This window comes from Sphingosinicella sp. (assembly GCF_041916975.1).
Classification (GTDB): Bacteria; Pseudomonadota; Alphaproteobacteria; order Sphingomonadales; family Sphingomonadaceae; genus Sphingosinicella.
In genome coordinates this window covers 1,454,298-1,475,934 of the sequence record NZ_JAYRYK010000001.1, presented here as the reverse complement: position 1 = coordinate 1,475,934, position 21,637 = coordinate 1,454,298, and the positions used below count along the sequence as shown (strand labels likewise).

General features: G+C 61.2%; 16 protein-coding genes. 6 read left to right on the top strand and 10 right to left on the bottom strand.

Annotation, left to right across the window (positions count from 1 at the left end; translation table 11 throughout):
- The first annotated feature begins 20 nt into the window (after positions 1 to 20).
- From ACE3TJ_RS06905 to ACE3TJ_RS06890, 4 genes are all read left to right on the top strand, one after another.
- A complete protein-coding gene (locus ACE3TJ_RS06905; protein ID WP_374595189.1) occupies positions 21 to 944 on the top strand; it encodes a nucleotidyltransferase and HEPN domain-containing protein in 924 nt (307 codons plus the stop codon).
- Positions 945 to 1,193: 249 nt separating this feature from the next.
- Positions 1,194 to 2,777 (top strand): hypothetical protein, encoded by a 1,584-nt coding sequence (locus ACE3TJ_RS06900; RefSeq protein ID WP_374595187.1) that lies wholly within the window; start codon positions 1,194 to 1,196, stop codon positions 2,775 to 2,777.
- A 384-nt stretch (positions 2,778 to 3,161) separates the two neighbouring features.
- A complete protein-coding gene (locus ACE3TJ_RS06895; RefSeq protein WP_374595185.1) occupies positions 3,162 to 4,199 on the top strand; it encodes an AAA family ATPase in 1,038 nt (345 codons plus the stop codon).
- A gap of 60 nt (positions 4,200 to 4,259) precedes the next feature.
- Positions 4,260 to 6,809: a S8 family serine peptidase gene (locus tag ACE3TJ_RS06890; protein ID WP_374595183.1), complete on the top strand. Its 2,550-nt coding sequence runs from the start codon at positions 4,260 to 4,262 to the stop codon at positions 6,807 to 6,809.
- A 225-nt stretch (positions 6,810 to 7,034) separates the two neighbouring features.
- Here ACE3TJ_RS06890 and ACE3TJ_RS06885 read toward each other — a convergent pair whose 3' ends face one another.
- Both ACE3TJ_RS06885 and ACE3TJ_RS06880 read right to left on the bottom strand, forming a co-directional pair.
- Entirely contained in the window at positions 7,035 to 7,256 is a 222-nt protein-coding gene (locus ACE3TJ_RS06885) for a conjugal transfer protein TraD (RefSeq protein ID WP_374595181.1), read from the bottom strand.
- 16 nt (positions 7,257 to 7,272) lie between these two features.
- The gene (locus ACE3TJ_RS06880) at positions 7,273 to 7,593 is read right to left on the bottom strand and encodes a conjugal transfer protein TraD (RefSeq protein WP_374595179.1); all 321 of its coding nucleotides are present in this window, start codon (positions 7,591 to 7,593) and stop codon (positions 7,273 to 7,275) included.
- Positions 7,594 to 7,767: 174 nt separating this feature from the next.
- Between ACE3TJ_RS06880 and traA the strand changes: the two genes are divergently transcribed.
- Together traA and ACE3TJ_RS06870 are read left to right on the top strand one after the other, a co-directional pair.
- Positions 7,768 to 10,635: a Ti-type conjugative transfer relaxase TraA gene (traA, locus tag ACE3TJ_RS06875; protein WP_374595177.1), complete on the top strand. Its 2,868-nt coding sequence runs from the start codon at positions 7,768 to 7,770 to the stop codon at positions 10,633 to 10,635.
- Positions 10,636 to 10,645: 10 nt separating this feature from the next.
- Positions 10,646 to 11,140 carry a hypothetical protein gene (locus ACE3TJ_RS06870; RefSeq protein WP_374595175.1) on the top strand — a complete coding sequence of 165 codons (495 nt, stop codon included), beginning with the start codon at positions 10,646 to 10,648 and terminating at the stop codon, positions 11,138 to 11,140.
- Between the two features lie 143 nt (positions 11,141 to 11,283).
- Here the strand turns inward: ACE3TJ_RS06870 and ACE3TJ_RS06865 are convergent, their stop codons facing one another.
- The 8 genes from ACE3TJ_RS06865 to ACE3TJ_RS06830 all read right to left on the bottom strand — a co-directional run bounded on the left by ACE3TJ_RS06865 (position 11,284) and on the right by ACE3TJ_RS06830 (position 21,612).
- On the bottom strand, positions 11,284 to 13,059 hold the full coding sequence (locus tag ACE3TJ_RS06865) for a dipeptide ABC transporter ATP-binding protein (RefSeq protein ID WP_374595173.1): 1,776 nt from the start codon (positions 13,057 to 13,059) through the stop codon (positions 11,284 to 11,286).
- The gene (locus ACE3TJ_RS06860; protein ID WP_374595171.1) at positions 13,056 to 13,892 is read right to left on the bottom strand and encodes an ABC transporter permease; all 837 of its coding nucleotides are present in this window, start codon (positions 13,890 to 13,892) and stop codon (positions 13,056 to 13,058) included. The genes ACE3TJ_RS06865 and ACE3TJ_RS06860 overlap by 4 nt, the downstream gene beginning before the upstream one ends.
- Entirely contained in the window at positions 13,882 to 14,829 is a 948-nt protein-coding gene (locus ACE3TJ_RS06855; RefSeq protein ID WP_374595169.1) for an ABC transporter permease, read from the bottom strand. The genes ACE3TJ_RS06860 and ACE3TJ_RS06855 overlap by 11 nt, the downstream gene beginning before the upstream one ends.
- 37 nt (positions 14,830 to 14,866) lie before the next feature.
- On the bottom strand, positions 14,867 to 15,676 hold the full coding sequence (locus ACE3TJ_RS06850; protein WP_374595167.1) for a hypothetical protein: 810 nt from the start codon (positions 15,674 to 15,676) through the stop codon (positions 14,867 to 14,869).
- Between the two features lie 83 nt (positions 15,677 to 15,759).
- Positions 15,760 to 17,391, bottom strand: coding sequence for an ABC transporter substrate-binding protein (locus ACE3TJ_RS06845; RefSeq protein ID WP_374595165.1), 1,632 nt, complete (start codon positions 17,389 to 17,391; stop codon positions 15,760 to 15,762).
- 396 nt (positions 17,392 to 17,787) lie between these two features.
- A complete protein-coding gene (locus tag ACE3TJ_RS06840; RefSeq protein ID WP_374595163.1) occupies positions 17,788 to 18,705 on the bottom strand; it encodes an FCD domain-containing protein in 918 nt (305 codons plus the stop codon).
- A 142-nt stretch (positions 18,706 to 18,847) separates the two neighbouring features.
- Positions 18,848 to 20,281, bottom strand: coding sequence for an aldehyde dehydrogenase family protein (locus ACE3TJ_RS06835; RefSeq protein ID WP_374595161.1), 1,434 nt, complete (start codon positions 20,279 to 20,281; stop codon positions 18,848 to 18,850).
- Positions 20,281 to 21,612 (bottom strand): aminotransferase class III-fold pyridoxal phosphate-dependent enzyme, encoded by a 1,332-nt coding sequence (locus ACE3TJ_RS06830; RefSeq protein WP_374595159.1) that lies wholly within the window; start codon positions 21,610 to 21,612, stop codon positions 20,281 to 20,283. The genes ACE3TJ_RS06835 and ACE3TJ_RS06830 overlap by 1 nt, the downstream gene beginning before the upstream one ends.
- Positions 21,613 to 21,637 lie beyond the last annotated feature (25 nt).

Sequence of the window (21,637 nt, the reverse complement as noted above, 5' to 3'; positions counted from 1 at the left end):
AGTTGCTAGGAAGGTCTCCTATGCGCACGAGCCTCGATCATCTTCCGCCCGCAAAGCAGCGCGAGCTTGAGCGCGTGCTCGAGGTGCTGTTCGCGGGGTTCGAGGAAGCGACTGCACTTGCGACGCAGGCATGGAAGAAGAAGGGCCGAATCCTCAAGGTCGTGCTCTACGGCAGCTACGCGCGCGGCGGCTGGGTCGACGAGCCGCATACCGCCAAAGGCTACAAGTCCGACTTCGACCTGCTTGTTGTCGTCAACGACAAACGCCTCACCGACCGCATCCCCTACTGGGAAAAGGCCGAAGACCAGCTGATGCGCGAGTACGGCATCACGAAGGCCCTGAAGACCCCGGTCAACTTCATCGTGCACACGCTGCAGGAGGTGAACGACGGGCTCGCGCATGGCCGGTACTTCTTCATGGACCTCGCGAAAGACGGCATCGCGCTCTACCAGAGCGACGACGCACCGTTCCATACGCCCAAGCCCAAGACGCCCAAACAGGCGCTCGCCATGGCGAAGGAATACTTCGAGGAGTGGCTACCGGCAGGCCTTCGCAAATTCGATCTGGCTAGGGAAGCGGTAGCTCGCGGCTATCCCAAAGAGGCGGCATTCCTCTATCATCAGGCCACCGAAAGCCTTTACCATTGCGTGCTCTTGGTGTGCACCTTCTATACGCCGCACGTCCATAATCTGGGCTTCCTGCGCACGCAGGCCGAACGGCTGGACCGGCGCCTTTTCCATGTCTGGCCGCGCGATACGAAGAAGGAACGCGCGCTCTTCGAGAAGCTGAAAGAGGCCTATGTGAAGGCCCGCTACTCGAAGCACTACCGTATTTCTGCGGAGGAACTGGAGTGGTTGGGTAGCCAAGTCGAGGAACTCGGCCGCGTTGTCCATGCCGTGTGCAGTGAACGGATCGCTGAGCTGGACGTAACGGCAAAGAGTTGAACTGGATTGGTAGCGGCCTGCGCGGTCTCAGGCATCGCAACAGCGGCGATAGCCGCCGCCAAAGCGGCCACTTGAGCCATATGATGATCTCCCTGAAAGCTGCCGTTCATCAAGATGATATCGCCTTAAGGCTGACCTGCGGCGTGTTCCGCGGATTGCGGCGACGATTGCAAGCGCGTTTTCCGCACGCCAAGATTTGCGCAGCAAGCCTTGGCGGTCCAAAAAGGTCGTGCGAAGAGCGGGAGCGAAATGTCGAAGCACAACCAGATGATTGGCCGTCGCGGTGAGAAGCATTTCAGTCTTCTTTGCTCGGAAGCTGGCGTGACGTGCAACAAGTCCGAAGAGGACGACAATGGCTGGGACAAATTTATAGAATTTCCACCGCGTCCACAGCTCGCGATTGCGCTCGACATGAAACGCGGACCGGTCGCGGCACTGGTGCAGGTCAAGGCGACCGAAGGCGAAAGCCGGACGGTACAGATCAGTCTCGCCAATGCCCTGCGTTATGCCGGTTCGTCCTTGCCAACCTTTATCGTGCTCGTAGTTCTGGGCGCAGACGGTCCGCGCTATTTCGCCAAGCACGTTTGGAGCACCCTAATCGCAGCTTGGCTGCTCGCAGCTCGCCAAGCAGACGCCGAGGGACGAACCGACACGCATCGGCAATATTTGTCGGTCACCTTTGATGAAGGTGACGAGCAGATCGACAATTTGCTCGGCTGGATCGAAGGGCAGATTGCGGCGGTCGCCTCTCCTTACGCTGCCCAAAAGACGAACCTCTACCAGACGATCGGCTTCAGCAAATCTCGCGGTACTGCCACCTTTACCTTGCAGCTCGAAAGCCAGGACGACTATCTCGACCTCCAGCTCGGGCTTAAACCCCGTTGGCATGCCAATCGCTTCGTCTTCCACAGCGAGCGGTTTGGGATCAGCTCGGGCCAGCCCGAGATCGATCTTCGCGACGTGCAAGTTTGGCTGTCTCCGGAAGGGCGACCGGCGCGGCTGCGGGCGACGTTCCCTACCGGTCCATCGATCACTGTCGCAGCTAAGCTATTCGATGCGGAAGATGGCGATGCTCGGGCCTGGAGGCTCGTAACGCCGTGCCTCGACATCGTCTTCGGGCCCGGAGGCCGTATTCGCGCCAAGGCCAAGCTCAATGCCGCAACCGAAGCGGACATTGAAGACTTGGCGCTGTTCACCAACCTTCAGGCGACCAAGCCCGAGGCCAAGGTGTACATCGATGCCGAATTGAACGGCCGGTCGGTTGATCTCGGATACATCGAGATGCAAGGTCAGGATCAGAGGGACGGATGGCCCTGGCTTGGCTTGTCGATCGACGTGGTTCGTCAGATCGCGTCCCTGGCGGGCAAGCCGCTGCCGCCGACATCGATTAGCGCCTTCAACGCCGCGACATGGCCGCTCGAAATTCTCTGCGCATTGGCCAGCGAGCGCTACATGCGCATCGATTTTGTTCCTGAGCGCCGCATCCCACGCAAGTTCGCGAGTATGCTCGCCTATGCCTGGGCCGAGATCGGGGACACGGTCGTGGCAGCAGTCGCCCGCCGCCCGGTACTTCACGATAAAAAGATCAAGGGCCGCCGGCAGCTCGGATTCGGTGCGCCGCGTATCCTCGACGGCTTTGTCGTCGCGAAGTCGGGTTGGTCGCTGGATGCTGTCGAGCGGGCTTATGCGCGCCAGCTGGACATCATGGCCGGCGACGGCGACGTGATGGCGTTGGGCGACCTGCGGGTTGTCGCGTCGCAAGGTCCAGGCGATCACCCCTTGAAATCCGACCTTCCTTCGCGAAGTGTGCGCCCCTCTCGGCTCGGGCAGTAGTTGGTTCGCGGTCGATTCCTTGGTCTGGCGGCCAGTGCAGTCGGCGGATAGTGCATCGCCAGGATCACGCTGGTGCGGACCTGGATCCCCCTGCAGATCAGCGCGAGGAATCCGAAGTTCCGCCAACATTGCCGACATTCGCGCCCAGATAAAGCTGCCTGATAGCTGCCGTACATTCTCAGCTGTCACATCCCGCTACCTACCTCAGAGCGGCAGGCTTGGTGAACGGCGACAGCATCAGCTGGACCATCGGGCGCGGCCGCACCGGTCCCGCAATCAGCAGATGGCTGGGCCGCAACCGGCGGGACAGCTCGTGTATTCAATCCGTGATGGCGCGTCGAATCCCGCTCTGATAGAGGTCGACGCGGGGGCAAGGTCCGCGTCGTGCCGGGACCGCGCTCAGGTCATGACCAAGAGAAAGGAGCGCTCATGTCTACCAAGCAAATCGTTGCGCTCCTGAACTCGCATGTCGAGGGCGATCAAGAACAGTTTCTCTCGATCGCCTTGCAAATCGCTGCGCAACAGGCACGGGCTGGCAATGAGACCGACGCCAACGCGCTGAAGCGGCTGGTGCAGAAAGCGCGCGAGCGCCAAGGCGGAGCGCCCTCGGGCCAGACGCCGATCCCGTTGGCGCGACCGCGTGGTGAACTACAGGGACTGGTCGAAAGCGCCTATCCCAAGACCACGCTTGCCAACATGGTGCTGACCGACGCCATTCGTGCGCGCCTCGAACGCGTCGTGCGCGAGCAGGGCCAACGCGCTGTGCTTCGCGACCATGGGCAGATCCCGGCGACGCACCTGCTGCTTGTCGGGCCGCCGGGAACCGGCAAGACGATGACTGCCGCCGCGCTCGCCGGCGAACTACGTTTGCCGCTGTTCACAGTGAAGCTCGAATCCCTGTTCAGCCGCTTCTTCGGCGAGACCGCCGGAAAGCTGCGGCTCGTCTTCGATCAGATCGCCCAGACCCGCGGTATCTATTTGCTCGACGAATTCGACGCGATTGGCTCCAGGCGCGGCGATCCCAATGATGTCGGCGAAATCCGTCGCGTCCTGAACTCGGTCCTGTCCTTCATGGAAGAGCCCAACAGCACCGACAGCATCGTCATTGCTGCGACCAACCATGTCGAGATCCTCGACAAGGCGCTCGCTCGCCGCTTCGACGAGGTCATCGAATATCATGTACCCGATCACGAGGCGGCTCGCATTCTGCTGACGCGGCGACTGGGCCAGCTGCGCCTGACGGCAAAGGCCTGGAGTTCGATCGCGCCGATGACCGATGGCCTCAGCCAGGGTGAACTCGTGCGCGCCGCAGATGCCGTGCTCAAGGACGCGATCTTGGAAAACGCCAAATCGATCGATGTCGCGCGGCTGCGCACTGCGCTCGAAGACCGGCAATCTTTCCGCCGGCGCTTTCATGCGTAATGACATCCCGATCGCGCCAGTGAGAGATTAACAGGAATCATAAAGTTAGGCGGGGGAAACATGTCCGAAGGAGAGGCTGGCGCGGGACCGCTGCCACATATCCCCATCGCGCGCTGGAAGGACGACGCGCAATATGTCTATCCCAAGTCGAAGCGCGATCCCCGCGAGCGGCGCGCGGATTATCATGCGCATGCCGAGACGCTGTTGGCGCAGCTCGTCGACGCGCTGGGCGCGCTTCCTGCAGCCGGCGCCGACCAGCGTATCGCGGTTCCCGGGCGCAAGCGAGGTGTCCTCGTCGAACTGGAGACGATGCCGCCGACACCGCAGGCCAAGGCCACCAAGATCCCGGCCGGCCTCGAATTCGCCGCCCAGCAGATCGCGTTGCTGCGCTCCGAACGCGGTGACGACCGCACCGAGCGGGCGATCCTGTTCGTGCCCGATGACGCGCGCGCCTTCCTTCAGGCAAGGATCACTGCTTATGGTGAGGAAGATCTTGGCAACCGCGAGCGCCCCGACGTCGACAAGTTCGAGGTCGTCGAAGCCTTCCATGAAGCCAGTGCGCGTGACCTGATCGCGGGCACACCCGATCTCCAGTCGCCCGACACGCGCTGGTGGGAATTATGGCTGCGACGGCCCGATGCCGTGGTCAATGCGGTCGTAGCCGCCGGCCAGGCCATGAACCTCGACGTCCATGCCGACCGCTTGGTCTTCCCCGATACGGTGGTGCTGTTTGTTCATGCCAGCGCCGCCGCAATCCTCCAGCTCGCTGATCGGCTGCACGGCACGATCAGCGAAATCCGGGCCGCGGCGCCGGTGGTCGAACCCTTGCTCGATACCGGTGAACATGGTCTTGGGCAGCACGCACTCGTGGAGGATTATCTCGCGCGTCTCACCCCGCCGCCCGAAGGCGCGCCGAGCATCTGCATCCTCGATTCCGGCGTTGCCGGCGCGCACCCGCTGGTCGCACCGGCACTCGCCGGCGCCTGGGCGGTCAACGCCGCATGGGGACCGGATGATCATGCCGATCATGGCGGCCACGGCACCGGCATGGCCGGTCTCGTCGTCCATGGCGATATGGCCGGCCCGCTTTCCGATGGCCGCGTGGTCCCGCTCAGCCATCACGTTGAATCGGTGAAATTCCTGCCGCCCGCCGGCTTTCCCGCCACGGAGCCGCCGAAATACGGCATCGTCACTCAATCCGCGGTAGCGACCGTCGAGATCGAGCGTGCAGGCGTGCCACGCAGCTTCTGCATCGCATCGTCGACCGAGGATCTCGATCCGGACGCGCCATCGAGCTGGAGCGGCGCGATCGACCAGATCGCTTCGGGCGCGATGCCGGGCGACCGGCAAGACAATGTCGCCGCCAAGGATCATCCCAAGCGGCTCGTGATGATCGCGACTGGCAATATGCAGGGTGGGCTCAAGGCCGATGTCGAACAGCATCATTCGCTCGAAGACCCGGCGCAAAGCTGGAACGCGCTCACCATCGGCGGCTATACGGCCAAGGTCGAGCTGTCCGCCGCGGACCCGGCGATGACCCCGCTTGCAGAGGCCAACCACAAAAGCCCGTTCAGCCGCGGGTCGCAGATTCTTCCACCCGACCTCACACCGATCAAGCCCGAAGTGCTGTTCGAGGCTGGCAATATGATGGTCGACGGCGCGGACTATTGCGGTTGGCATCCGGCGGTATCGCTGGTGACCTCCGGCAAGGACCTCGCCACAGAGCCACTGGTGCCCTTCTGGGCGACGAGTGCAGCGACCGGGGTGGCCGGCAATTTCGTCGGCCAGCTGATGGCGGCGCTGCCGGGCTACTGGCCCGAAACCTACCGCGCGCTTACCGTCCATGCCGCTGACTGGCCGCAGCCTATCCGGTCCAAGCTTATTGGCCGGGGACGGTCGTGGAAGGGCATCACTAAGGGCGCCAGGCAGAGCCTGCTGCGCGAGGTCGGCTTCGGCGTTCCCAATCTGGAGCGCGCCATCGCTTCGACGAAAAATGACATCACGCTAATCGCAGAGGCCGAGATCCAGCCCTATGCGCTGACCGACGATGGCCGCGCCGTGTTCAACGCTATCCATTTCTACGACCTTCCATGGCCCCGCGGGGCGCTCCAGGCGCTAGAGAATGCGTCCGTAACGATGAAGGTGACACTGTCCTATTTCGTCGAGCCGAACCTGTCCGGGCGGGCAGGCACGCGGCCCGATACATACCGCTCTTTCGGCCTTCGCTTCGCGCTCAAGAAGCGTACCGAGACCGCGCGCGATTTTCGTGCGAGGCTCAGCAAGACCGACGAGGCGGCGGAGAAGGTCGGCGCCGAGACGGACTATTGGCTGCTTGGCCCGCAGGCGATGCAGGCCGGTTCGCTCCACTGCGACCTGTGGCGTGGTCCTGCGGTCGACCTTGCCGCGCACGACGAAATCGCGATCCTGCCTGTCGGCGGCTGGTGGAAGTCGCATCTCGGACAGAAGCGAGCCAACGACAAGGCGCGCTATGCGCTAGCCATCTCGATCAGTGCGCCCGACCTAGATGTCGATCTCTATGCCGAGGTGACGGCAGAGATAGAAGCACGCATCGCCGCCGAGGTCGTGGTGCCGGGCGCGCCCGGAGCCTGAGGGTGCATGCGAGCCATGGCCGCAAGCTTTGCGAGATCCAAGTCGATGCGTCCGCCTTGGTGGTTGTGGCGTTCGCGAACAAGCGGGGAAGATTGTCGCCCGTGTCGCTGGGCACACGCCTCTTGACCTGCCCTTGTTGACAGCGGATCTCGTGAGATAAATTTAGGGCAGCTCAAGGCCATTGATTTCTGAAAGTGGACGTTCCGGAGTGTCGAACGAAGCTGACTATCGACTCTGTTCCGCCGCCTCCGTTTCGAACGCCCGTTTCCCCTTGCGCCGCCACAACGCAACCTCCTCCTCGCGCTGCTCTCCATCCGCCTGTTGCACGAGCCCGAGCAGCGCGCCATAGATCGCCGCCCTGTCATCCTCGACCATCGCATCGAGCCTGGCCTTGACGACGAGCCCGCCAAGCTCAATGAGCTTACGCGTCCGCTCGCGGCGTTTCACGACCCAGTGTCGTGTATCAGCCCGCGCCCGCCGCGCCTGCAGTCGGCTCTGTAGAACGCGGAGCCTTCGCTCGGCGCGCAGTGTCCTTCGCAGCACCAGCAGCGTGTTTCCCTCGCAGAAAGAACGCAGCACCAGCCGTGCGCCATTCCTCCTTCTGCACCATGTCTGTCGTGGTGACGGCTTTGACCAGCACGCCCGCGAGCACATCGGCCCCGAGCGTATCAGCGCCGGTCGCTATGACGAGCTGCCCAAGCTCTCTCAGCTTCCGGTCCTGAAGCGCCTTCGCCTTGTCGGCGAGTGCCTTCATCTCGGCATCATAGTCACGGGGCCTGCGCATGGGATGTGTCCTTTCCATTCGCGGTGATGCACCCGACGCTACGAGTCGTTTTCGCAAGCCGTAAAGAGGCCGAACCTGTGTGAGATCACCCGGTCCCTCACGAGATTCGATCTTGTGAGGGCGCGCTTATACGTCGTGCCGACGTGGCTTTCGGGGTGTAGATCGTGTGCCGCCATGGCGATCTACCACCTCAGCGCGAAGATCATCAGCCGTTCGACCGGCGCGAGCGCGCTCGCGTCCGCCGCCTACCGCTCCGCCTCGCGGCTGCACGACCAGCGCCTCGATCGTCAGCACGACTTCACCAACAAGGCCGGCGTCATCCACTCCGAGGTGATGCTGCCGGAGAACGCTCCGGAGCAGCTTCGTGACCGGGAAGCGCTCTGGAACAGCGTCGAAGCTGCCGAGGTGCGCAAGGACGCGCAGCTCGCGCGCGAGGTCGAGTTCGCGCTGCCAAGGGAACTGGAACAGGCGGACGCGATTGAAGTGGCGCGCGACTTTGTCGCCCACGAGTTCGTGGAACGCGGCATGTGCGTCGACCTCAATGTGCACTGGGACATCGGCGCCGACGGCATGGCAAAGCCGCATGCCCACGTCATGCTCACCATGCGTGAGGTGGATGAGAATGGCTTCGGCGCCAAGGTGCGCGACTGGAACAGCACGCAGCTTCTGGAACACTGGCGCGAGGCCTGGGCGCAGCACCTCAACCGCGCACTCGCCGAGCGCGACATCGACCTCAGCGTCGACCACCGCAGCCTTGAGGCGCAGGGCATCGACCTTGAGCCCCAGAACAAGATCGGCCCCGCGGCATCGCGCATGGCCGACGTGGGGCTCACGGGGGAGCGCCTCGACGAGCACCGCGCCATCGCGCACGCCAACGGTGAGCGTATCCTCAAACACCCTGAGGTGGCACTCGATGCGCTCACGCACCAGCAGGCAACGTTCACGCGCCGTGAGCTTGCGATGTTCGTACACCGGCACAGCGACGGCAAGGACCAGTTCGACCGCGTGCTCGCCGCGGTCGAAGCCTCGCCCGCGCTCGTCGCCTTGGGCAAGGACGGGCGCGAGCAGGAGCGGTTCACATCCCGCGCGATGATCGAGACCGAGCAGCGGCTCGAGCAGGCCACGGAGCGCCTGCACGCGCGAGAAAAGCACAGTGTCCCCGAGCTCTTCCGCGACCATGCCGTCGCGCGCGCCGGGCGGCGCGGGCTCGCGCTCTCGTCGGAACAGCGCGCCGCGCTCGATGATGTCACCGAACCCAAAGGCCTCGGTGTCATTGTCGGCTATGCCGGAACGGGGAAGTCCGCGCTGCTCGGTGTGGCGCGCGAAGCCTGGGAAGATGCAGGCTATCGTGTACGAGGGCTCGCGCTCTCGGGCATCGCCGCCGAGAACCTTGAAAGCGGCTCACGCATCATGTCGCGAACGATCGCGGCACAAGAGCACGCCTGGGCGGGCGGCACCGATCATCTGACGCCCCGCGACGTGCTCGTCATCGACGAGGCCGGGATGATCGGGACGCGGCAGATGGAGCGCGTGCTGAGCCACGCCAACTACGCCGGCGCGAAGGTGGTGCTCGTGGGTGATCCCGAGCAGCTGCAAGCGATCGAGGCAGGCGCGGCGTTCCGCTCCATCCACGAGCGTCACGGCGGCGTCGAGGTCACCGAGATCCGCCGCCAGCATGAGGGCTGGCAGAGGGATGCCGTCCGGCAGCTCGCCACGGGCAGAACGGCAGAGGCGGTCCAGACGCTCAAGGAGCATGACCGTGTCCACGGAGCGCCGACCGAAGCCGACGCGAAGAAAGCGCTCATCGACCACTGGGACAAGGATCGGACGACGCAGCCGCAGAAGAGCCGGCTGATCCTCGCGCACACGCGCGCCGATGTTGCAGAGCTCAACGCACTGGCGCGGCAGCGCCTGCGGCTGGGGAGGCAGCTGGGTGATGACGTCCGTGTGGAAACGACGAAAGGCGCAAAGCCGTTCGCGCGCGGTGACCGGGTGATGTTCCTGCGGAACGAGAAAAGCCTGGAGGTGAAGAACGGATCGCTTGGGCGGGTCGAGAACGTAAGTCCGGCCCGCATGGCCATCATGCTCGATGACGGCAGGAGCCTGCAGTTCGACACGAAGCTCTACACCGACATCGACCATGGCTATGCCGCTACGATCCACAAGGCGCAGGGGGTGACGGTGGACCGGACCTATGTCCTCGGAACATCCGGCATGGACCGGCACGGTGCCTATGTGGCGCTCTCGCGTCACAGGGAGCGGGTCGATCTCTACTACGGCAAGGAGACGTTCAAGACCGAGCAGCAGCTTGTCCGCACGCTTGGGCGCGACCGCGGCAAGGATATGGTCGGCGACTACGGGCCGGTCGCAGACAAGGCCGAGGCGTTCGCCGCCCGGCGCGGCATCACGCTCCGGGAGCGCGCCAAGGCGATCGCGGTCAAGGTCCGCGACATGTTCGAGGGGCTGCAGCTCAAAAGCACCCCCATCCAGGCGCCGAAACCCCAGCTGGAGCCGGCGGTCGAGCAGTATGCGCGGACGGTGCACAAGGTCCGCGAGATGGGGCTTGCGCGCGTCCCGATGAGCGACGAACTTCGCGCAACGCACGAACGCGACGAGGCCGCGCTCGACGCGATCCGCCCAGGCGCGGCGCGCGACCTTCGCAATACATGGCGCGCGGACCTGAAACTCCTCGACACGATGGCGCGCGGCGACGTGCGGAAGGCGCGTGCCCTTCTCGACGAGGCCGAGCGTGTTCGCAGCGACCCTGCCTACCGCGCCGACCGCTTCGTCGCCGAATGGACCCGGCTCAGGAAGCAGCAGGAACATGCCAGGTTCTGGGGCGAGGAACACAAGCTCTCGAAGATCAACGCCGGCATGGCCGGGCTCGCCAAGAGCCTCGAGCGCGACGCGCAGATGGAATCACTCCTTCGGCCACGCGCTCGCGAGCTTGGGCTCGGCATCGGCATGGAACCGGCGCGCGGCCTGTCCCGGGAGCTCTCAGACTGGTTCGGCCTCTCGCGCGGGCGGGGTCTCAGCCGTTAGGCTCACACCCATGACGACCGACTCATCCCCGGCAGACGCGTTCGAGGCACTGAGGCGCGAGGTAGCGCTGCTCCGCCGCGCGCTCGAAGGGCTTGCCGCCGAGCAGAAGGCACAGCCCGATTACAGCGGCGTGCTGGCCGGGATCGGCCAGAGGATCAGGGAACAGAACGCCGCGCTCGGCGCCATGGCCGAGACGCCGGCGCTCCAGTTGACACCCGAAGCCATCGGACAGCAGATCATGCGCGCGAGCGACCAGGTGCGCGCCGAAGACGCCCGACTGCTCGGTCATGCTCAGAATGGGATGACAAGCGCGACGCGTCAGATCGAGGCGGCGCTCGCGACGGCACGCACGGCGCATGCCCAACAACGCATCATCAGATGGTCTGCAGTAGTCGGCATTGTTGCTGGGCTTTTCATCGGCGCCGCGAGCGCTGCCATCACAATCGAATGGAACAAGTCGCACGCCGCGATCACCGGCGAAGGTGGCGTAAACAGCTCCAGTTAACGCTGGATCTGGACCACCAATCCCAAGCGCTTCACAAGGCGGAAAAACTAAATTGCCAAATGGCCCCCTTTCCCCAGACCACACCAACAAATCGTTGTTGTCAATATAGGCACCTTTGTCGGGGGAGCTCCAATTTTGTGCAATTATGTCAGACTGGGCCGGCAGGCGACCCAATGTCCTTGTCCAACTTCCATCATTCGCATTTGATGTGGCATGTCAGAGGGGGAGAACCAGTCGAGATTGTCGGGTGTGCGCATCTTACGGAGATCGGGTGTCATCAGCGCATAGCCGCCTTCGTCGCGCCGGTATAGCCGCGGCGTAGCCGCAAGAAGTTTTTGCGTGTAGGGATGATGGGGACGATCATAGATATCGTCGCGCGAACCGATCTCCACCAGATACCCCCGGAACATCACAGCGACCCGGTCGGCGATCTGTTCGACGACACCAAGGTCATGACTGATGAACATGACTGTGAAACTGTATTTTTTCTGTAAGCGGGACAGCAATGCCAGCACCTGACTCTGAATTGTGACATCCAGTGCTGACACAGGTTCGTCGGCTACAATGAACTTCGGTTCGCCAACGATCGCGCGGGCGATGCAGACGCGCTGACGTTGGCCACCCGACAGTTCATGGGCGAAGCGCCGCGCAAATTCCCCGGGCAAGCCCACTTCGGTGAGCATTGCCCTGGCGCGTTCCAGGCGCTGCTGGGTTGGAAGACTTCGTTGAAGTCTCAGGCTCTCCGCAACAAGCTCCTCCAACCGCATGCGTGGGTCGAGTGAGCCATAGGGATCCTGGAACACCATCTGTGTGCTCTGACGAAACCACCGCAGACGCTCGGCGCTAAACTGATCGTAGTCATCGCCGTCGAAACGTACCTGGCCGCTGGTCTTTTCGAGAAGCCGGATCAGGGCTCGGCCAATCGTTGTTTTGCCCGATCCGGATTCACCCACCACTGCTAACGTTTCGCCCCGGCAGATGTCGAAAGATACGGCGTCGACCGCCGGCCTGGTTGGGGGCGACTTCCTGAAAAGCCGGCGTTTTCGGGGATATTCGATACGCAGATCGCGTATCTCTATCAGCGGCGCTTTCGCGCTTTTGCTATTATCGTCCGGCAGGCGGCTCGGGAGCGCGCCGACCAGTGCTGCCGTATAATCATGCTGGGGATTAAGTAGGATGTCATCGGGCGAACCTGCTTCAATCATCTGGCCGTGCTGCATGACGACAACCTGATCGGCATATTGGGACACCATGCCCAGATCGTGGCTGATGAGCAGCACTGCTGTGCTCATCTCCTGTGTCAGGTCGACCATCAGGTCCATCACCTGCTTGCGAATGACGGCATCGAGAGCGGTTGTTGGCTCGTCGGCTATCAGGAGTGTGGGGCGGATCGCCAGGACCGAGGCGAGCATGATTCGCTGCCGCATGCCACCTGAAAATTGTGCCGGATATGCATCGAAGCTTCCCTGGGGGTCTACGATGCCAACGCGTGCAAGCATGTCGAGACAGAGCTCGCGGGCTTCTGAAACTGACATCCGCTTGTGGAGGCGCAGCGCTTCCATCATTTGAAAACCAATACGCAGAGATGGGTTGAGCGATACCATCGGCTCCTGAAACACCATGCCGATCCTGCTGCCTCGGATATGACGCATGCGTTGGGGCGGCAGCCCGATCAGGCTCTCTCCTGCCAGATCGACATTCCCCGCCGCGATCGATGCGGCATCGGGCAGCAGACCAAGTATTGATCGACCGATCATCGTTTTGCCGCTGCCGGATTCGCCAACGAGTGCCAGAATTCCCTTGGAAGGGATCGTGAAGCTGACATTCTCGACCAGCTTGCGCACGACACGGCCATGCCGCGACAGTGCGATGGTCAGTCCGTTAACATCAAGAACGGGCGTGGGTGTATCGATACTCACAGATTGCGCATCCTTGGATCGAAATGGTCACGCAGCGCGTCGCCAAGCAGGTTTGTACCAAGAAGGGAGAACGAAATGGCAAGGCCGGGTGCGATCGCCAGCCAAGGGGCATCTTCAAAATAATGGCGACTGTCGGCCAGCATCCCCCCCCAACTTGGGGCGGGCGGTGGTACGCCGAGTCCAAGGAACGAGAGGGAGCTTTCCGCGAGTAAAGCCCAGCCAAACAGGGAAGTGGCGAGCACGATCACTGTCGCGATCGTATTGGGCAATATATGTCGATATAATGTGAAGGCGCGACTGTTGCCCATCACAAGGGAGGCGTCCACAAAATCCTTGCGTTTCATTGCCAGGACCGCCGAGCGGACAACCCGGACTACAGATGGAGCATAAGCTACGCTGAGCGCCAACACGACAGCATACTGGCTGTTGCTGAAGACCGCGACGACGGCCAGCGCCATAATAAGCGATGGGAAGGCCAGCAGCGCATCCATTGCCGCGATCACGATGCGATCGAGCCATCCGCCAAGATAAGCTGAAGTGGCACCCAGCAATGCGCCGGATAGGGTCGCGGCGACCGCCGTCATCAGACCGATTGAAACGCTTGTCCCCGCCCCTTTTAGAAGGCGGCTCACGACATCCCGGCCCCATTCGTCCGTGCCAAGCCAATGAGCCAGCGATGGCGCGGCCAAGAGGTTCGCCGCGTCGATATCGATCGGATCATATGGCGTGGCGATCGCTCCAGCCAGTGCCGCGAGCATGACGATGCCGAGCAGCGATCCGCCAATGATGAAATTGTTCTTACGTAGCAGATTACGCCAGCCATCATCCTTCATGGCGTGCTCCTGGATCGAAAAGGGAATGGCTGATTTCGATCAACAGATTAACAACGACATACACACTCGTAATCAGCAGCATGCAGCCCTGAACCAATGGATAATCACGGGCGAAGATACTATCAACCATCAGGCGCCCTAATCCGGGTAGGGTGAACACTGTTTCCGTAACTACAGCGCCGCCGAGCAGCGCTCCCAGTGTAAGACCGATCATCGTCCAAGTGGGCGCGATTGCGTTGCGTAATACATGGCGGCGCATCACCGTCGCTTCCGAAAGGCCTTTGGCCCGCGCATGGGTGACATATTCCAGCGACAATACATCCAGCGTGCTCGACCGAACCATTCTCACCAGAACGCCGGTTTCGATCAGCGCGAGCGCCAGCACGGGCATGATGAGATAAGTCAATCCTTCGGCTGGATCTTCTACGAGCGATACGTAGCCGACCACAGGAAACAGATCGAGCTTTACGCCGAATGCCAGCAGGAAGATTAGGCCGAGCCAAAAGCTGGGGATCGACAGGAACGTCGTTGCCAGCGCCATGATCCCGGTGTCGAGTGCGCTGTCCTTCTTCCGTGCAGCGAACGAACCGGCCGGAATCGCTAGAAGAACCGCCAGCGTGACGGCCGGGATCACCAGCGATGCCGTCACGCCGAATGCCGGCATGAGTATATCGCCGACGGGTCGCTGCTGAACGATCGAGCTCCCCAGATCACCGCTCACGACCCGGCCAAGCCAGCCGAGAAACTGTTCCCATATTGGCCGGTCCAGCATCATCTGTGACCGCAGGCGGGCCAGTTCCGCCGGGTTGTCCACTTCGCCCAGCATCAATTGTGCGGGATCGCCGGGCACCAGCCTCACCATGAAGAAGATGATGGCACTGGCCAGCAGCAATGTCGGAATAGCGAGTGTAACTCGCCGTGCCACATAGCGGATCATTGGTGCGTGCGTTCCTGCATGCGATCAGCCTTCGCTTTCAGTTTACCGGGTCGGCGATCAGGGGCGTCCGCTCTGTGCGGATATTTTGCTTGTTCGCTGCCAGCGCCGCCCATTCAGGGTCTGCCTTCAGACGGGCGCGGACCTTTGCCATCGTTGCATCTCGCGATGCCAGGCCCTCCTCACCGCGATATTCCAGCAGAATCATTGCTGACCAAGGGCGAACGGCGCCGTAGCGGGCGACGTAGAAGCGATATCCGGTCAGCGCTTTTTCGGCCATCCAACCATCAAATTGCTTCAGCACATAGCCATCGACGTAACTGACATAGTCATCGGTGCCGATCAGATAATCGTAGGGCACGACTAGAAAGACAGAGCCCGGTAGATTTTTGTCGGTTGATGGGCTTTCTCGCATAAGATCGGCGGGTGCGGTTTCGATGGACTTGACAAGGGACAACGCATCGTCAGGAAGCCCACCCGGCATCGACTCCTCAACCTGCCGCCAGTTGGCGAGGCCGGACGGTTCGGCAAATGTTAGGAATGTCATCATCGTCCAGCCGGGAGCATCGACGTACCGGCTCCACACGACCTGATAATCGTGCAGCTTCCCCGCCCGAGCTAATTTCTTCAAAAGAGGGAGGGCACCCTTTTCATAGGCTCGGCGAAATGCGAGCCGGTCGGCAGGTGACACGTGATACGTCAGGACGAGCGACCTGGCGCCTTCCTCTCGCGGATTGGGCCGAGCGCTGGCTGGCGCAGTCGCTTCCGCTGCTGATGCACTTGGTATCAGGGTAGCGGAAAGTGCGAGTGTCGCGCTCAAGGCAACAAGCATTCCGGCATTGCGGATCATATCACGCTTTTCCTTAACTCGCGCATCGTCTGGATGCATCATTTCGCTGTCATTCGATTTCAAAAAACAGACGGTACCAAACGTCACTTTTGGGCACGGTAAAGCTGTACCTTGCGCACCCCCCACAAACGGGTCCGACCGATCGGCCATGACCGAAAACCGACAATGTTCGATCGAACCACATTGTTATCCGCAGGGTTGAACAACACGATGAGCGGGATATCGGCACGCATCAGCTTGTGCATCTGGTTCAGCATGGACTGCCGTTTCGCTGGATCCTGCTCCTGTCCCACCATGGCAAGCAAGGCGCGCGCTTCCAGATTTCCCCAAATCTTTCGGCTGCTCTTATCGCGATCGCCCAATATTGCTTCGTAGCGGAGATAGGGATCCGACCGCACCGAGTAGCTAAAGGACATGAGCTGAAAATTGCCATTCTGGAACATGTCGAGCTGTGTCGCCCACTCTGTCACGCGGAGCTGGATATTAATGCCTACCTTGCGGGCCATTGCCTGAACCAGGAGCGCCTGATCGAACATGTCGACGAAACCTCGATTGGTCGTCATGATGATCGGCTCGCCGTTATAGCCAGCCTCGCGCAGAAGCCGCTTTGCTTCGGCAATGTCGGCCTGTGGCAACTTGCTATGAATGCCATTGTGATATGGCGAGGTGGTCGGCAACATAGATGCGTTTGCGGCCCCGCGCCCTCCCGTGACGAGTGCGGAAACCGTCGGCAGGTCGATCGCAAGCGCCAGGGCGCGACGGATCCGCACGTCTGAAAGCAGAGGGTCTTTCGTCTGCAGCAGGATGCAGTTCACCAATGCTGAGGGTGCGCTAATGATCCGGACATTGCGAATGCGCTTGATTTGGCGAAATTCGGCAACGGTTATTTCTGGAACAACATCGATTTGTCCCTTTGCGAGGGCAGCGAGGCGCGACGCGCCGTCACGAATGACCACCCAGCGGATACGCGGCGCATAAGCGATCTTTGCGCCGACGAACCCATCGCGCGGCCCCGGCAGCGGTTTGTACCCCTTGAATGCCCGCATCTCGATAAACTCGCCGCGACGCCAGGTTGAAATGAAGTAAGGACCTGTCGATACCGGTGCGCGCCACGAGCCGTCGCGGTTGACGGAGCTGTGATGCAGGACCGGGCTGCCCCCGCAAAGCAGGGAGGCCATTTGAGTGAGAAACATTGGCTGCCGCCGGTCGAGCGTGAATGCCACGGTGTCTGTACTGAGCGCCTTCACCGACAGGATGCGCGCACCGTTTGTGCCGTCGAAATCGGGCAGGCAAACCCAGCCGGTCTTCGGGTCGAGATAACGTTTCCAACTCCATACAACATCATCGGCCGTCAGCGGAGCGCTGTTGTGAAAGCGGATCCCCGCGCGCAGCTTGAATGTATATGTCTTTTCGTCATCCGAGATGGCGATGTTTTGGGCGAGCAGGGGAGCAACATCACCGCGCTCCGTATATGCGACCAACCCTTCGACGACATGGGCCATTACGTTGTCGGTATTGGCGTCGCGCCTTACCCCCGGATCAGTCCCGCGAATGTCTGCACTGACGCCCACATTGATCGCGTCGGCGGGGGCGATGACTGAGGCGTCCGAGCAACCGGCAAGCGCCAATGCCGCGCCGAACACGAGACCTCGCATCTCAACCTTTCTTGATTCCGTCGGATGAATCGGCGGTTCGGACACTTCAGCATTTTGCATTACGCTGCGTCACAAATCATTTTGATTCTCAAATTTCAGGCGCTTGCGTTGGCGTTTTCATACTGCATAACCCGAATCGATCACGAGAAATAAGCGAAAGCGGACTACGTCTTCGCCCCTGCCCGGTTCGTTACGATGCAGCCGCACTGTGTACTTTAAATATACAAAATGCAACACAGAATAATGAGAAAGCCTAGCTTACAAATCGACTGACGCGCGACCACCAACCGCATCCTAAGCCGGGCCGGGATGCGGGGCAGGTTTTCTACGTGTGTGCCAACTCAGCGGCTCGCCGTGCGCCCGGATAGCCCCTGCCCGCCGATGAAAATAAGTGTGAGCGGCGTTGTGTGCGTATGCAGGCAACAGTCAGGCGGCCCTACGCCGCAACGATCCGATTCACTCGGGCTCCGAGCTCAACACCAACTTTGTTTGAGCAGCGAGGTCTAAATGGCGGCGCATGAGCATCGACGCCCATTCAAGGTCGCGCTTTTCCAGCGCCGCAAGCATTTCCAGATGTTCCTGGCAGTTCTGCCGCATCCGTTCGGCGCCATAACCCCAGTCATAATCTATGAATCGACGCAATCGGTTCTGCTGCTGGACGGCCTGCAAAAAGAAGCTGTTATGGGAACCGGCAGCGATCAATTCGTGAAAATCGGAGTTCATTTCGAAGAAGCGGATGGGGGAAATCTTGCTTGGGTCCATGTTTAAGATCGCTTCATGTGCGGCGCGTGAGCGCTCAGCCCAACGACGATCGAGTTCGTACCCCGGCTCAAGTATCGCGGCAGGTTCGACGAGCATTCTAAAGCGGTAGCTGGCATCGTGCGCCTCGGCCGACTTTACCAATTGGGCAAACCGCCAGCCATGACCCTGACTGCGCTCGATCACGAAGTCGCGTGCCATACGTTGCAGCACCCGGAGGAGGAAACTGCGGCTGACATGATAACGGCGCATCAGATCCGCCTCGGAGAAATGATCTCCCAGCCGATCGGACATGAAGTCGCTGGCGATCCTGAGATACAGCGTATCGACTTCGGATTCTTCGTCCACATCGAATGCATCGAACGCTTCCGGGTGGTTCGAAATCGTGAAGCCACGGCGCGCAGCGCTGTCCATCGCGCCGTTGAGCGCAAGAAAATCGAGCGCCGCCCGCACGGGAGAACGCGAAACGCCAAACAGTTCGGCAAGTCCGATTTCAGTCAGCTGAGTGCCGGGAGGCAGATTGTTGTCACGCACATGCCGCGCAATCTGGCGTACGATCTGGCGCTGCAATTTGCTCAACTCTTGCATATCGGCTTTACTTGATGTTTGGCTCATCTACGGCTTATGCCCGCCAGCGGGGCAGGCTTTCAAGGTACTTTATAGCACCTCAATGCATATGGCGCTTATGGGGGCGCCGAAAACCCGGGCGAGCTTTGTCTTTTGTTATCGCCGGGCAGATTTGAGCTTTAGGGGGTTATTAGGCTGCCTCGTATCCGAACATGGATTTGATCTCGAGAAACTCCTCAAAGCCGAAAACACCCCATTCGCGCCCATTGCCTGACTGTTTGTATCCGCCAAACGCGGCAGCGTTGTCGGCCCGTGCGCCGTTGATATGGACCATACCGGCGCGGATACGGCGCGCGACGGCACGTGCGCGATCGATATCGCTCGATGTAACGTAAGCGGAAAGTCCGTACACGGTATCATTGGCGATAGAGATTGCGGCATCCTCATCGTTGTAGGGAATGATGGAAAGCACTGGTCCGAAGATTTCCTCTCGCGCGATGATCATGCCAGGTGAGACATTGTCGAAAACGGTGGGGCGCACGAAATAGCCTTGGGTTAACCCATCGGGAAGTCCCAGTCCGCCAGCCACCAGATTCGCGCCTTCCTGAATTCCTGCTTCAATCAGCGCATTGACCCGGGCGAACTGCGCCGCATTGGCTACCGGACCGAGTAGGGTCGCTTCGCTCTTCGTTGGGCCAGCGACGAAGTCGGCTGCAATTTTCGCGGCAACGGCTGCAGCTTCGTGCTGGCGGTTGCGTGGGACGAGGAGACGGGTCGGGGCATTGCAGGACTGCCCAGAATTGCGGAAACAAGCGGTTGCGCTATGCGCCACTGCCTGGGCGATATCGGCGTCGTCGAGCAGGATGCTGGGTGACTTGCCACCGAGTTCCTGAGTCACGCGCTTGACCGTGTCAGCGGCGGCCTTGGCCACCATAATTCCAGCCCGCGTCGAGCCAGTAAAAGAAACCATGTCGATCTCGGTATGGCGTGCAATGGCATCGCCGACGCCCGCCCCATCGCCATTGACAAGGTTGAAGACGCCAGGTGGTACACCCGCCTCATCAAGAATCTCGGCAAGGATAAGTGCGGAGATTGGCGCGAACTCACTCGGCTTCAGGATGATGGTACATCCACTGGCGAGGGCGGGCGCGATCTTGCAAGCGATTTGATTGAGGGGCCAGTTCCATGGCGTGATAAGGCCGCATACGCCGATCGGTTCGCGTGTCACGCGGGTGGTGTTGAGTGTGGTGTCGAACCAGTATTCCGCCAGCACTTGGGCGGCGCGGCGGAAATGGTTTATGCTGGATGGCACATGGTTTTGACGCGCCAGCGTGATCGGCGCCCCCATTTCCCGGCTGATCGCACAAGCGACCTCCTCCAGTCGCCGTTCGAGGACATCGCCGATTCGCTCCAACAGTGCGACCCGCGCAGAAGTTGGGGTTGAGGCAAAGGCCGGAAAAGCGCGACGGGCGGCGATTACGGCGCGGTCGACATCGGCCGCCGTACCGATGGCAATCGTCGCGAAGACCTCTTCTGTCGATGGGTCGACAACCGGCAAAGTTTCTCCGCCCACCAAAGGGGCGACCCAGGCGCCGTCGATAAAGAAGTGCTGCGTTCGCACCACTACGCGACCTCTGACAGGGCCGCTGAAAGCGTATCGATGATACGCCCAATCGCCGGTTCTGCAATGATAAGGGGTGGCGAAAGTAAGAAGGTGTCCCCTGATGTGCGCACCAACAGCCCGGCGGCAAGACAAAGGTCGAGGCAATCGGCCGCCCGGGCACCCGGTGCGTCTGGGCGAGGTGTAAGTTCGATTGCGCTCAGAATGCCGGCGGTCCTTATGTCTGCGACATGCGGCGCGTCTTTGAGCGCATGTACCGCATTTCTCCAGATGGGCGCGATCTCACGCACATGGTCGTTGATCCGCAACTCCTGGTGCACCGCGAACGTCGCCAGGGCAGCGGCGCAGGCAAGGGGGTGCGCGGAGTAAGTGTAGCCGTGAAAGAGCTCAATCGTTTCGGCAGGTCCGTGCATGAAGGCATCGAACACGGTATCGCGTACGAGCACTGCACCCATCGGCACGGCACCATTAGTCAGGCCCTTGGCACATGTGATGATGTCGGGCGTTACACCAAAATATTGCGATGCAAAGTATTCGCCCAATCTGCCAAAGCCAGTGATCACCTCATCGAATATCAAGAGAATGCCGCTGCGGTCACAGATTTCGCGCAATTTTTCGAGATAGCCCACCGGCGGCAGATAGATGCCTCCCGATCCCGTGATTGGCTCAACGATCACGGCGGCAATCGTGCTGGCGTCGTGGATCGCGATCAGGCGTTCCAGCCAGTCGGCATACTCTGCTCCGCATTCCGGCTGCCCTATCGAAAAGCGCATGCGTTCGTCATAAGGCAGCGGTAGGTGTGCGACGTCGCCAAGCAGCGGCCCGAATGCACGCTTGTGCGGTGCGATGCCGGAAACCGAAAGACCGCCGAAATTGACCCCGTGATAAGATTTCTGGCGCCCGATCAGTTTCGTGCGTCGTCCGTCGCCCCGCGCCTGATGATATCCGCGCGCGATCTTCAGTGCGGTTTCGACCGCTTCGGAACCTGAACCCGTGAAGAAGGCATGGTCGATCGATGCGGGCGCGAGGTTGGTCAATGCCTGCGCCGTGGCCTCGGCGCCCGGGTGGCTCATCTTGAAAGACGAAACATAATCGAGGCGACCTGCCATGTCGCGAATGGCCTCGACGATTTTCGGCTGAGCATGGCCCGCATTGACGCACCATAGACCAGCCATGGTGTCTAACAACTCACATCCATCTTCGGTGAAATAGCTCATGCCGCTTGCAGAAGCGATGCTGATCGGTCGCTGCCGATATTGCCGCTGCGGCGTGAACGGCATCCAGAACGCGTCAGTACGATTGCTATCGCGGGCGATGGGATCAAAAGGCGTCATGATGGTCTTTCTCGTTTCCGCACCT